Below are 13,100 nucleotides of genomic sequence, written 5' to 3'. Positions count from 1 at the left end.
GGGCCGCCGGCTCCCCCTCGTACAGTGCGGCGGCTCGGCCCCGCCGGTTGAGCGGGGTCACTGCGGGTTGTGTGTCCCCGCGCCCCTAAGAACCTTGCGCTCGCGTGACGTGCTGCGCCACGGAGTGGCCCTGCTGCGTCGGAGCGACCCGGCTGCGGTCGTTCCGGAGGATCAGGACGGCCACGTCATCCGCCGGCCTGCCGCCACTGTGGCGGAGCAGGTCGGTGAAGACGGTGCGCAGGACGGACTGGGGTGAGAGCGGCTGGACGCGGACAGCTCTGCTCAGGGTGGCGGGCAGTGGGAAGAAGCGGCCGTGGGGGTCACGGGCGTCCTCCACTCCGTCGGTGTGCAGGAACAGGGCCTCGCCGGGGAGGAGTCGGCCGCACCGGCTGGCCGCCAGTTCGGCGGGGAGCGGGAACGGGCCTAGCGGGGGCAGCGGTTCGGCTCCCGTGAGTGGTTCCACACGACCGGCGCCGAGCAGGTACGGCGACGGGTGACCGCAGTTGAGGGCGTACACCTCGCCGTCACGACGGATCTCCAGGAGCAGTACGGTGACGAACTCCTCGGCGACCAGACTGTCGGGTTCCGGCCCCGCCGAGGGGTGTTCGGCGCGCGCCCGCTCCCGCAGATGCCGGGCCAGGGCGCGTTCCAGCCGCCGGAGCACACAATCGAGTTCGGGTTCGTCGTGCACGGCCTCGCGGAAACTGCCGAGGACGGCGGCGACGGTTCCGATGGCGCCGAGGCCGTGTCCGCGCACATCGCCCATGACGACCCGTACACCGTGCTCGGTGGCGATCACCTCGTACAGGTCGCCGCCGATGTTCGCGCCATGGTCGGCGGAGAGCTGGGCCGCGGCGATGTTGAGGCCGTCGATGCGCGGAGGCAGCGGTCGAAGCAGCACGCTCTGGGCGGCGCCCGCGACCTCGCGGATCTGCCTCAGCTCCCGCAGCAGCGCCCGTCTGACGTGGAGGATCAGCCCGGTGCCGACGGCGAAGAAGACGGCGCTGGTGACGATCCGCGCCTCCAGCCCGTCCCGCTGGGCGAGCGGGCAGGTCATTCTGTACGTGATGGCAAACGCGCCCCAGGCGGTGGGCAGCCCCAGGCTCAGTACCCGCCGCAGGGTCCGCCGCTCGGCCCGGCGCACCGTGCGGTCGAGGCCGTCCGGCGGACCGCCGACGTGGACCGTCCGGGCCGGTCGCACGCGCGGTCCACCCCGGCTCACCGCCCGGACGAGCCCGGCCCGCAGACCGCTCCCCCGGGGTCGCGCCCGGAGGCCCACTCGGGCCGGCCCCCGCGAATTCGTCCGGGACGTCGCCCTGCGGGGAGCCCCAGCCTTGATACGGATCATGCCGATTGGCCCCCCAATAGGCCCTGACAGCGCAGACGACCTCCAAGAGGCCGGTCCGATTCTGTCGACCGCATGCCCCGATCGGGCCAGATCGCCCCGACTTGCCACCCGAATGAGTGACACAGCTTCGGACACCTGCATTTATGCAGGTCGGCCGGGGGAAAGCGCCCCGAAAGGGGCGCGGGGAACTGCGCGCCCAGCCACGACATACGCGCGGCCGAAGGACAACCCGCAGTTCCCCGGCACTGCCGACGGAGCTAGCTCCGCAACACCGCCCCCGTGCGCTCAGCGGCGAGCGCCACGGCCACGTCACGCGCCGCGGAGGCCTCGTCGACGGTCAGCGTGCGGTCGTCGGCGCGGAACCGCAGCGCGTAGGCCAGGGACTTCTTGCCCTCGCCGAGCTGCTCACCGTTCTCGTAGACGTCGAACAGCCGGATGGACTCCAGGAGTTCACCCGCGCCCTCGCGCAGCGCCGCCTCGACGTCCACGTGCGGGACGGTCTTGTCGACGACCAGGGCCACGTCCTGGGTGGCGACCGGGAAGGTCGAGATCTTCGGGCCCTTGGGGAGGCCCGCGCTCGCCTGCTCCAGCGCGTCCAGGTCGAGCTCCATCGCACAGGTGCGCGCGGGCAGACCCAGGGTCTTCAGGACGCCGGGGTGCAGCTCACCGGCGTACCCGATGACCTTCTCCTGGCCGTCGACGACGACGGCCAGTTCGGCGCAGCGGCCCGGGTGCCACGGCCCGTACTGGCCGGAGCGGACGAGGAGTTCGGTCCCCGCCTCGCGGGCCAGCGAGCGCGCGGCCTCGATCGCGTCGGCCCAGTCGGCCGGGCGGCCCTTGCCCCACCAGCCGGCCTGCTCGCGAGCGCCCGCGAGGACGACGGCGGCGTGCCGGGGCTGGACGGGGAGCGCGGCCGTGAGGGACGCGATCTCCTCGTCGGTGGGACGGTGGTCGACGGGCAGGCGGCCCGCGACGCGCAGTTCGTCCTGCGGCTGGAAGACCAGGCCGGTCTCGAAGAGCGCCAGGTCGTGGCTGCCGCGGCCGTCGTTGCGGCGCAGGGCGTGGAGCAGGCCCGGCAGCAGCGTCGTACGGAGCGCGGGCTCCTCGTCGGAGAGCGGGTTGACGAGCTTGACGACCTTGCGCTTCGGGTCGTCGGCGGCGAGGCCGAGCTGGTCGAAGACGTGCTCGCCGATGAACGGGTAGTTCAGCGCCTCGACGTATCCGGCGCCGGCCAGCACGCGGCCGATCCGGCGGTGCAGCCGCTGCCGGCCGGTCAGGCCCAGGCCCGCGGGGGGCTTCGGCAGGGTCGAGGGCAGGTTCTCGTAGCCCTCGAGCCGGATGACCTCTTCGGCCAGGTCGTTCGGGTCCGTCAGGTCGGGCCGCCAGGACGGCACGGTGACGATCAGCTCGTCCTGCCCGTAGACGTCACAGCCGACCTGCTGGAGGCGGCGGACGACGGTCTCGCGGCCGTAGTCGACGCCGGCCACCTTGTCCGGGTGGTTCGCCGGGATGGTGATGCTGTGCGGCGCGGAGGGCGCGATGACCTCGGTGACCCCGGCGTCGGCGGTGCCGCCGGCGAGGAGGACGAGGAGGTCGACCGTGCGCTGCGCGGCGGCGGAGGCGGCCTGCGGGTCGACGCCGCGCTCGAAGCGCTTGGACGCCTCGGAGGCCAGCTTGTGACGGCGGGCGGTGCGGGCGATGGAGAGCGCGTCGAAGTGCGCGGCCTCGATGACGACCTCGGTGGTGGTGCCCTCGGTGTCGTCGATCTCCGTGTTCGCGCCACCCATGACGCCCGCGAGGCCGATGGGGCCGCGGTCGTCGGTGATGACCAGGTCCTCGGCGTCCAGCGTGCGCGTGACGCCGTCGAGGGTGGTGAGCTTCTCGCCCTGCTCGGCCCGGCGCACACCGATCGCGCCCTGGACGCGGGTGCGGTCGTACGCGTGCAGGGGCTGGCCGAGCTCCAGCATCACGTAGTTGGTGATGTCGACGGCGAGCGAGATCGGGCGCATGCCCGCCTTCTGGAGGCGGCGGCGCAGCCAGATCGGCGAGAGGGTCTCGGGGTCGAGGCCCGTCACCGTCCGCGCGGTGAAGCGGTCGCAGCCCATCGGGTCGGAGACCCGCACCGGGTAGCCGAACGCGTTCGGGGCCGGTACGTCGAGCAGCGCGGGGTCCATCAGCGGCAGGCCGTAGGCGATGGCGGCCTCACGGGCCACACCGCGCATCGACAGGGCGTAGCCGCGGTCGGGCGTGACGGCGATGTCGAGGACCTCGTCGACGAGCTGGAGCAGCTCGATCGCGTCGGTGCCCACCTCGATCTCCGGCGGCAGGACGATGATGCCGCCGCTGCCGTCGTCACCCATGCCCAGCTCGTCACCGGAGCAGATCATGCCGTGCGAGGTCTTGCCGTACGTCTGGCGCGCGGCGATCGCGAAGTTGCCGGGCAGCACGGCGCCGGGCAGGACCACGACGACCTTGTCACCGACGGCGAAGTTGCGGGCGCCGCAGACGATCTCCTGGAGCTCACCGGTGCCGTTGGCGGTGCCGACGTCGACGAGGCAGAAGCGGATGGGCTTCTTGAAGCCCTCCAGCTCCTCGATGGACTGCACCTGGCCGACGACCAGGGGGCCCTTGAGGTCGGCGCCGAGCTGCTCGACGGACTCGACCTCGAGGCCTGCCGAAATGAGCTTGGCCTGGACGTCGCGGCCGGTCTCCGTCGCCGGCAGGTCGACGTACTCCCGCAGCCAAGAAAGCGGGACCCGCATCAGATCTCCATCCCGAACGGCCGGGTGAACCGGACGTCACCCTCGACCATGTCTCGCATGTCTTCGACGTTGTGGCGGAACATCAGCATCCGCTCGATGCCGAACCCGAAGGCGAATCCGCTGTACTTCTCCGGGTCGACGCCGCAGGCGACCAGCACCCGCGGGTTGACCATGCCGCAGCCGCCCAGCTCGATCCAGCCCTCGGAGGAGCAGGTCCGGCAGGGGCGGTCGGGGTTGCCGACGGACTCGCCCTTGCAGACGTAGCAGAGCATGTCCATCTCGGCGGACGGCTCGGTGAAGGGGAAGTAGTTCGGGCGCAGCCGGGTCTTCATGTCGGCGCCGAAGAGCGACTGGACCATGTGGTCGAGGGTGCCCTTGAGGTCGGCCATGGTCAGGCCCTCGTCGACGGCGAGGAGCTCGATCTGGTGGAAGACCGGGGTGTGCGTGGCGTCCAGCTCGTCCGTGCGGAACACCCGGCCGGGGCAGACGACGTAGACCGGCGGCTCGCGGTCCAGCATGGCGCGGGCCTGCACGGGCGAGGTGTGGGTGCGCAGCACGACACCGGACTCGCCGTGGTCGCCCGTCGGGCCCTCCACGAAGAAGGTGTCCTGCATCTGCCGGGCCGGGTGGTCGGGCGTGAAGTTCAGGGCGTCGAAGTTGAACCACTCCGCCTCGACCTCGGGGCCCTCGGCGATCTCGTATCCCATGGACACGAAGACGTCGGCGACGCGCTCCATCATGGTGGTCAGCGGGTGGCGGGCGCCCGCCGGTACGCGGTCGTACGGCAGCGTGACGTCCACCGCCTCCTCGACCAGCACCCGGGCGTCACGCTCGGCCTCCAGCTCGGCCTGGCGGGCGCCGAAGGCCTTGTTCACCGCGCCTCGCGCCTGGCCGACCAGCTTGCCCGCGGCTGCCTTGGCATGCGGGGGCAGGGCGCCGATCTCGCGGTTGGCGAGGGCCAGCGGCGAGGTGCCGCCGGTGTGGGCGACCTTGGCCTCCTGGAGCGCGTCGAGGTCACCGGCGGCCGCGAAGGCGGCGAGCGCCTCGTCCCGCATGCGCTCGATCTCTTCCGGTTTCAAGGCCTCGACCTCTACAGGGTCGTACGACTTATTCGGTGCCGACATCTCTTCCCGTGCTTCCGTTGGCTGGCGGATGGTCCCCGTCCCGACTCGGGGGACGCATGGTCCCTGAAACGGGGACGCAAAGGTGCCAAAGGCCGAGTCTAACGGGGTGGGAGCCGACCTCGGACGCGCAGTCCGAGGGGTGGCTCCGGTACGTGTGCGCCCGTGGGGCCTCTTCGGCGTTACAGCAGGTACGCCGGGGTGCCCACGGGCAAGGTAAATCGGAACTCGGCTCCGCCGCCGGGGGCGCGGCCGACGGTGATGGTGCCGCCGTGGGCCTCGACGATGCCCTTGACGATGTACAGCCCGAGGCCCGTGCCGCCGCGCTTGCTGCCCCGCCAGAAGCGGGTGAAGACGCGGTTCATGGACTCCTCCGGGATGCCGGTGCCCTCGTCGCTCACGGTGACCGACGTGGCCGCGTTCTCGCCGTCCTCACGCTCGCGCGGGGACGCCGAGGGCGTGACGTCAATAGTGACGGTTCCCTCGCCGTGTCGCACCGCGTTTTCGAGCAGGTTGCTCAGCACCTGGTCGATCTTGTCCGGGTCGGCCCACAGGGGCGGCAGGGGCTGTTCGATGCGCAGCAGGAAGCGGTCGGCGGGCTGGCCCGAGGTGACGTACGCCTGGATGTGGCGGCCGACGGCGGCGCCGATGTCGACGGGCTGGCGGCGCACTTCCAGTCGGCCGGAGTCGATGCGGGAGATGTCGAGCAGCTCGGCGATGAGCCGGGTGACGCGGTTGGCGTCGGCGTCGACGGTCTCCAGCATGAGTTTCTTCTGGTCGTCGGTGAAGCGTTCCCACTTGGCGAGCAGGGTGGCGGTGAAGCCCTTGACCGAGGTGAGCGGGGAGCGCAGCTCGTGGGCGACCGTGGCGATCAGCTCGGCGTGACTGCGCTCGGTGCGGCGGCGGGCCTCGGTGTCGCGCAGGGAGACGACGACACGGCGGACGGGGCCGGTGGGCGCGGTGCGTACGTAGCGCGCGGTGACGAGCACCTCACGTCCCCCGGGGAGCAGCAGATTCCGCTCGGGCTGTCCGACGCGGATCGCGAGGCCGCCGTACGGGTCGGTCAGCTGCCACCAGCGACGGCCCTCGAGGTCCTCCAGGGGAAGGGCCGATTCCAGGTGGCGTCCGAGGGCGGTGGCGGCGGGGACGGCGGTGATGCGGGCGGCGGCGGCGTTGAAGCAGATGACCCGGCCGTTCTCGTCGGCGATGACGAGTCCGTCGGGCAGGTCGTCGGGGTCGATACCGAGTTCGTCCCCCGGTTCCGACCCGGGACCGGCACCGTGATCGGCATCGAGATCGGCATCGAGATCGGTGTCATGATCGGCATCGAGTCGATCATCGTGCTGACCTGCGCGCCGGGGCGCGGGTGCGTCGCGCACGTCCCGTGCGCGCGGTGCGCTCTTCGCACCGCTCGTGCCGACACCCATCCCCGTACCCCACCTCTCGTCTGGCGCAGTGGGCCCCCGAGCCCGTCACCCTACTAGCTGTCGGTGACGGAGCGGCACCCTCCGGAGGCGCGCTGTGCACGGGCGGACGCGTAGAGACATACGGCGGCGGCCGTCGCGAGGTTCAGACTCTCGGCCTTTCCGTGGATCGGTACGCGCACGACGGCATCCGCCAGCGCGCGCGTCTCCTCCGGGAGCCCCCAGGCCTCGTTGCCGAACACCCAGGCGGTGGGGCCGCCCATGGTCCCCTTGTCGAGCTCGTCGTCGAGGTCGTCCTCGCCCGCTCCGTCGGCGGCGAGGATCCGTACGCCCGCGTCCTTGAGGCCCCGCACGGCTGCCTCCACGGGCACACCGACGGCCACCGGCAGGTGAAAGAGGGAACCGACCGAGGCCCGTACGGCCTTGGGGTTGTACAGGTCGACGGACGCGTCGGTGAGTACGACGGCCTCGGCGCCGGCGGCGTCGGCGCACCGCAGCACCGTTCCGGCGTTCCCGGGGTCGCGGACGTGAGCGAGTACGGCGACGAGCTTGGGGCGGGCCGCGAGGATCTCCTCGAACGGGGTGTCGAGGAACCGGCAGATCCCGACGAGTCCCTGGGGAGTGACGGTGGTCGAGATGTCGGCGATCACCTCCTCGTCGGCGAGGTGCACCCGGGCTCCGGCGGCCCGGGCGTCCACGACGATGTCGGCGTAGCGCTCCGCGGCCTCGACGGTCGCGAACAGTTCGACGAGCGTGGCCGCCCCGTCGACGCGGTGCGCCGCCGCCTCGCGCACGGCCTGCGGTCCCTCGGCGAGGAACAACCGCTCCTTGCCGCGGAAGTTCCGCCGGGCGAGCCGCCGCGCGGCGGCTACGCGCGGCGAGCGCGGGGAGATCAGCTCGGGGGCGGCGGGCATGGGGTCACCTCAGGGAGTTTGCGGAGGGTCGGCTTGGGGTGGGGCGGGGCCGGATCCCCTCGGAGAAGACGACGAGAAAGGGGTCTGTGTGTCCATGCCGACTACGGCCGGGTCCGGAGCTTCGGGGACCGGGCCAACGTCGACCGACCACGGTCCTGGCGGAGCGGGACGGCCGCTCCGGCAGAACCCCGACGAGCCGGTACGGGGCTCTCGGTCCGGCAGAGCCCCGACGCAGGACACCGACCCGGCACACCGCGTCCGCCGGGACGGAATCCCGCCGCCGGGCCCGGGGCCGACCGGCCGGATATCCCGCCGAACGCCAGGCATCGGCCGAGACGGAACCCCGCCACCGGACCCACGACCGACCGGCTGGATATCCCGCCGAACGCCAGGCGTCCGCCGAGACGGAACCCCACCACCGGACCCGCGACCGATCGGCTGGATATCCCGCCGGAGGCCAGGCGTCCGCCGAGACGGAACCCTGCCACCAGGCCCGGGACTGACCGGCCGGATATCCCCGCCGAAGGCAGGAGACCGCGTCCACCGAGACGAGACCTCGCCGTCAGGCCCCGGGGCCGACAGGTCGGGTGTCCCGCCAGAGGCGGCGTCCGCCTGGACGGAACCCCGCCACCGGACCCAGGACCAACCGGCTGGGCGTCCCCGTCGGCCGGGACGTCCAGCCGCCGGACCCGCGACCGAGCGGCTGGGTGCCCCCGGCCGAAGGCCTCGTCCGCCAGGACACAAACCCGTCGCCGAACCCAGAACCGACCAGCTGGACGTCCCCGCCGAAGGCCGCGTCCGCCAGGACACAAACCCGCCGCCGGACCCGGGGCCGACCGGCTGGGCGACCCGGCCGGAGGGCCTCGGCGTTGCGCGTGGGCTTCGTCTTCCCGGTGGGGGCGCCGGACACGGCACGTCATGCGTGGCGTTCGGTGCCGATCCGGGCCGGGATTCCCTCGCGGCCGACGTGCCGTACGGCGCCGCAGGTGCTTCTCCCGCCGCCGCGGCGCTCAGCCGCGACGGCGGGATCCGGCGGTGCCGAACCGGCATCGCCGACGCGCAGCGTGCCCAGAGCGACCGGCGGAGCCCAAACGCACCGGGACCCGCAAGCCGTGAGGCAAGCGGGTCCACAGCGACGTACGGCTCAGGCGAGCGCGAGCGTCACGCGGCCTTCGGCGCGTTGACGTCCGACGGCAGCGCCTTCTGCGCGACCTCGACGAGCGCGGCGAACGCACCGGCGTCGTTCACGGCCAGCTCGGCCAGGATCTTGCGGTCGACCTCGATGTTCGCGGCCTTCAGACCCTGGATGAAGCGGTTGTACGTGATGCCGTTGGCGCGGGCAGCAGCGTTGATGCGCTGGATCCACAGCTGACGGAAGTCGCCCTTGCGCTTCTTGCGGTCGTTGTAGTTGTAGACCAGCGAGTGGGTGACCTGCTCCTTGGCCTTGCGGTACAGGCGCGAACGCTGACCGCGGTAGCCGGAGGCCGCCTCGAGGATCGCCCGGCGCTTCTTGTGGGCGTTGACTGCCCGCTTGACGCGTGCCACTTTTTAACTCCTTGTAGCGGGGCCGTGGCTGTCGTCACACGACCCGAAATCGATTGGGTCCCGGTCGGAGGTCAGGCGCGCGGTGCGCGCCCGACGTCACTTGCCGAGAAGCTTCTTGATCTTCTTGGCGTCGCCCGGGGCCATCTCGGCGTTGCCGGTGAGGCGGCGCGTCAGGCGCGACGACTTGTGCTCGAGCAGGTGGCGCTTGCCGGCACGCTCACGGAGCACCTTGCCGGAGCCGGTGATCTTGAAGCGCTTGCTGGCACCGCTGTGCGACTTGTTCTTCGGCATAGCGCCGTTCTCTCCTCGTCAGTGGCGTTCCGATGCCCGGTCGTTAAACCGGGCACGGTGGAACGTCATGTATGTATCGATTGACATCCCCGGGCTCACGTCCCGTGGACTCCATGGACTCTCGTCCCGGACTCCCCGGAGCCTTCACCCTGGGATCAGGCCTCGGCGGAAGCCTCGGCCGGGGCCTCGGCGGTCTCGGCCTCGAAGGTCTCGCCCTCGGCGATCTCACCCTCAGCGATCTCACCCTCAGCGATCTCGCCCTCGGCGATCTCACCGTCGGCGGCGTTCTGCGAGCGACCGGGGTTGGCCTTCGCTTCTGCCTTACGAGCCGCCTGGGCCTCACGGGCCTCGGCCATCGCCTCGGTCTTCTTCTTGTGCGGACCGAGAACCATGATCATGTTTCGGCCGTCCTGCTTCGGGTTCGACTCGACGAACCCGAGGTCCTCGACGTCCGAAGCCAGACGCTGCAGCAGTCGGTAGCCGAGCTCCGGCCGGGACTGCTCGCGACCGCGGAACATGATCGTGATCTTGACCTTGTCGCCCTGCTTGAGGAACCGGACGACGTGACCCTTTTTGGTGTCATAGTCGTGCGGGTCGATCTTCGGCCGGAGCTTCATTTCCTTGATGACCGTGTGCGCCTGGTTCTTGCGCGCCTCACGGGCCTTCATGGCCGACTCGTACTTGAACTTCCCGTAGTCCATGAGCTTGCAGACCGGCGGACGCGCGCTCGCCGCCACCTCGACCAGGTCGAGGTCGTACTCCTGCGCAAGCTCCAGCGCCTTGGCAAGCGGAACAATCCCGACCTGCTCGCCGCTGGGACCGACAAGTCGCACCTCGGGAACGCGAATCCGGTCGTTAATGCGGGGCTCGGTGCTGATGGATCCTCCTCGGTAGCACCACACGGCGGTCTGGCGGACAGCCGCGTATGTCTCTGATGACATTGGACCAACCACCGCGGGGCATGAAAAATGCCCCGGACGGTACACAGGCGGGGCTCCAAGGAATACCGGAACACCGCCGCGGTGAACCGCGGGGCGCACATTCGGGCGACTCCACCGTCCGTACGGAACGGTGGTGGCCGCCTGACCGGGTGACCCGCCATCCCTGAGGACGGTCGGGTGGGAGATCGGAGCCTCCACTTGTGGGCCGAGCACGCTGACATATGTCTGGGCGCATCCGGCCGGTCGTTACACAAGGTTAGCAGCTCCCCCGGGCCCGCGCTAACCGAGCGCCTCCGCGCTCCCGCGGACGGGTGCCTGCGTGCCGGGGCCTATCGTGTGGGACATGAGTGACACCCCTCCCCAGAACCCCGACTTCGACAGCATGACCCGCGACATCGCCGAGGTCCCCGCGGTCGAGGTCCTCGTGACGGTCGCCGTCAACCTGATGAGCGCCGCCGCCGTGAAGCTCGGTCTGACCGAGGAGGGCGACAAGTACAAGGACCTCGACGAGGCGCGCAAGCTGATCCACGCGCTGGCCGGACTGCTCGACGCGAGCGCGACCGAGATCAGCTCCTTCCACGCGTCCCCGCTGCGCGACGGCCTGAAGTCGCTGCAGCTGGCGTTCCGCGAGGCGTCGATCGTCCCGGACGAGCCGGGCCAGGGCCCGGGCGAGAAGTACACGGGCCCGATCTACGGCTAGGGCCTTATCCGCCGGAGAGGCCTCGGTTCCTCTTCCTCTTCCTCTCCCGCTTTCTACTGACGTACGTACAAGGGCTCGCCCGGTGGCGTCGTCCCGGCCGGCAGCAGTGCCAGGTCGAGACCGCGCACCAGGCGGGCCCTCAGTGTTTCGTCGGCGGCGAGCCGCCCGGCGAGCGCGCGGGCGGCTTCGGCCGGGGCCGCGGTCGGGTCCAGTACCAGCGCGAGCGTGCCGTCGGCCTGGCCGGGGCCCAGGTGGGCGCGGAGTACGGCGGGCTCGGCGGCCACCGCGGCGCGTACCGCCTCGACCACGGCCGGATCGGCGAGCGGGTCCGCCGTCGTACGCCCCTCGGCGAGGGCGAGCAGCGCCGAGCCGGTCAGTTCGTACGGCACCGGACCGGCCAGATCGAGGACGACCGTGTCGGCCTTCTCGTGCGCGGCGGCCTGCAGGGCCTGGTGCAGGGGTACGGCGACCGGGCGGGCCGCCGGGTCCCAGCGAGCCAGCGACTCGGTGGAGGTGAAGGCGGGCAGGGCCGTGCGGTGGCCTGCCTTCAGGGTGGGCACCGCCATATCACTGGTCTTCTCGTGACGCAGCCCGCCCTCCCGTCTCCCGCCACCACCCCTCCAAGGAGCTTCGCGCCCCTCCTTGCTGTCCTCCTCGACCTCGCCGAGGACGGCCACGACGGGCACGAGGAGCCGGGCGCCCTTGAGCGCCTCCAGGACCGGCCCCACGGCGGTGCGGTCCTCGGCCCAGGCCGCGAGTGCCGCGCTCAGCCGGGGATCGGCGGAGCCGTCGTCGTCGGGGAAGCCGGAGTCGGGAATGTTCTTGTTCGCCACGGTCCCCGACCCTATCGGGGGGATGCTGCTGGGCTTGTGCGGGCCCTGAAACATGGCGTTGACAGCTTTCACGGGATTCTCAGCATTCGCTGACACACCTCTAACATGCGTCTAACGCCGGGCACAGGCACCGCCCCGAGCATCGCGGGATGGCCCCTCACAGAGCTCGTCGGCGTCGCACCCGCCGCTCCGGACGCAGGACCCTCGTCTACACCGTGGTGGCTTCCGCCGTCCTCGTGGGCGGTACGGCGGCGGGTGCCGTGTACGTGAAGGCACAGGCGCACGACCGCGGGAGCCTCGTATCCTCCCCCTCGGCATCGCCGGGTACGTCGTCGCCGGCCTCGGCCGCGTCGTCGTCCCCCAGCCAGGAGGCATCGGTGGAACCTGTGACGGAGCCCACGGTGGACCGGGACGCCCAGCTCGCCAAGACGATGAAGGCCGTGGCGCTGGAAAACGGCGCAGCGGTCTCGGTCGCGGTGTTCGACATCGACTCCGGCGAGGGCGCCGCCTACGGCGAGGGGGCCTTCGACACCGCCAGCATCGTCAAGGTCGACATCCTCGCGACGCTGCTGCTCCAGGCGCAGGACGCGGACCGGCATCTGACGGCGGCGGAGAAGACGTACGCCACCGCGATGATCACGAACAGTGACAACACGTCCGCGTCCGCGCTGTGGGACATCATCGGGCAGGCGGACGGTCTCGACGCCGCGAACAAGCGGTTCGGGCTGACCGGTACCTCCGGCGGGGACGGTGCGCTGTGGGGGCTGACCCAGACCACGGCGGCCGACCAGCTGACCCTGCTCCAGCAGGTGTTCGGGGACGACTCCGAACTCGGCAAGGCCTCGCGCACGTATCTCCAGGGGCTGATGGGCGAGATCGCCGCCGATCAGCACTGGGGGGTGTCGGCGGCGGCCGACGGCACGCAGTGGGCCCTCAAGAACGGGTGGCTGGCGCGGAGTTCGACCGTGCTGTGGGACATCAACAGCATCGGCCGGGTCACTGTCGACGGGGACGAGTACCTGGTGGCGACGCTGTCCAACGGCAACACGACCAAGGCCAAGGGGATCTCGGTGGTGGAGGCGGCGGCGAAGGCAGCGGTGGCCGCGTTCCGCTCCGCGTGAGTTCGGGGAGGTCCGTAAAGGTGCGGGGGGTCCGTAAAGGTGCGGGGTGTCCGTTCGGGTGCGGGTGCGTCGTGGCTGGGCGCGCCCGCGCGGCGGGGCC

General features: G+C 71.3%; 11 protein-coding genes. 2 read left to right on the top strand and 9 right to left on the bottom strand.

Annotation, left to right across the window (positions count from 1 at the left end):
- Positions 1–85 precede the first annotated feature (85 nt).
- The 8 genes from AQJ27_RS11135 to infC form a co-directional block, all read right to left on the bottom strand.
- Positions 86–1,057, bottom strand: a complete 972-nt coding sequence (locus tag AQJ27_RS11135; RefSeq protein WP_235613619.1) for a PP2C family protein-serine/threonine phosphatase — start codon at positions 1,055–1,057, stop codon at positions 86–88.
- Positions 1,058–1,605: 548 nt separating this feature from the next.
- Positions 1,606–4,110 carry a phenylalanine--tRNA ligase subunit beta gene (gene pheT / locus AQJ27_RS11130; RefSeq protein ID WP_067365636.1) on the bottom strand — a complete coding sequence of 835 codons (2,505 nt, stop codon included), beginning with the start codon at positions 4,108–4,110 and terminating at the stop codon, positions 1,606–1,608.
- Positions 4,110–5,234, bottom strand: a complete 1,125-nt coding sequence (gene pheS, locus AQJ27_RS11125) for a phenylalanine--tRNA ligase subunit alpha (RefSeq protein ID WP_067365633.1) — start codon at positions 5,232–5,234, stop codon at positions 4,110–4,112. Before pheS ends, pheT begins: the two co-directional genes overlap by 1 nt.
- A 179-nt stretch (positions 5,235–5,413) precedes the next feature.
- Positions 5,414–6,658, bottom strand: a complete 1,245-nt coding sequence (locus AQJ27_RS11120; protein WP_079064911.1) for a sensor histidine kinase — start codon at positions 6,656–6,658, stop codon at positions 5,414–5,416.
- A gap of 53 nt (positions 6,659–6,711) precedes the next feature.
- The gene (locus AQJ27_RS11115; protein WP_067365629.1) at positions 6,712–7,569 is read right to left on the bottom strand and encodes a TrmH family RNA methyltransferase; all 858 of its coding nucleotides are present in this window, start codon (positions 7,567–7,569) and stop codon (positions 6,712–6,714) included.
- Positions 7,570–8,730: 1,161 nt separating this feature from the next.
- Positions 8,731–9,114 (bottom strand): 50S ribosomal protein L20, encoded by a 384-nt coding sequence (gene rplT / locus AQJ27_RS11110; RefSeq protein ID WP_054236131.1) that lies wholly within the window; start codon positions 9,112–9,114, stop codon positions 8,731–8,733.
- Positions 9,115–9,210: 96 nt separating this feature from the next.
- A complete protein-coding gene (gene rpmI, locus AQJ27_RS11105; protein ID WP_003947156.1) occupies positions 9,211–9,405 on the bottom strand; it encodes a 50S ribosomal protein L35 in 195 nt (64 codons plus the stop codon).
- A 155-nt stretch (positions 9,406–9,560) separates the two neighbouring features.
- Positions 9,561–10,307, bottom strand: a complete 747-nt coding sequence (gene infC, locus AQJ27_RS11100; protein WP_201264346.1) for a translation initiation factor IF-3 — start codon at positions 10,305–10,307, stop codon at positions 9,561–9,563.
- A 382-nt stretch (positions 10,308–10,689) separates the two neighbouring features.
- Here infC and AQJ27_RS11095 point away from each other — a divergent pair, with 382 nt between their 5' ends.
- The gene (locus AQJ27_RS11095; protein ID WP_054236133.1) at positions 10,690–11,046 is read left to right on the top strand and encodes a DUF1844 domain-containing protein; all 357 of its coding nucleotides are present in this window, start codon (positions 10,690–10,692) and stop codon (positions 11,044–11,046) included.
- A gap of 53 nt (positions 11,047–11,099) precedes the next feature.
- On the opposite strand, the gene AQJ27_RS11090 is transcribed toward AQJ27_RS11095, so the two are convergent.
- Entirely contained in the window at positions 11,100–11,879 is a 780-nt protein-coding gene (locus AQJ27_RS11090; RefSeq protein WP_067365623.1) for an SseB family protein, read from the bottom strand.
- A gap of 149 nt (positions 11,880–12,028) precedes the next feature.
- Between AQJ27_RS11090 and AQJ27_RS11085 the strand changes: the two genes are divergently transcribed.
- Positions 12,029–13,000, top strand: a complete 972-nt coding sequence (locus tag AQJ27_RS11085) for a serine hydrolase (protein ID WP_067365619.1) — start codon at positions 12,029–12,031, stop codon at positions 12,998–13,000.
- The last annotated feature ends 100 nt before the right edge of the window (positions 13,001–13,100 follow it).

The sequence above is a fragment of the Streptomyces olivochromogenes genome (assembly GCF_001514115.1).
GTDB classification, from domain to species: domain Bacteria; phylum Actinomycetota; class Actinomycetes; order Streptomycetales; family Streptomycetaceae; genus Streptomyces; species Streptomyces olivochromogenes.
This window is presented reverse-complemented; position numbering and strand designations above follow the sequence as displayed.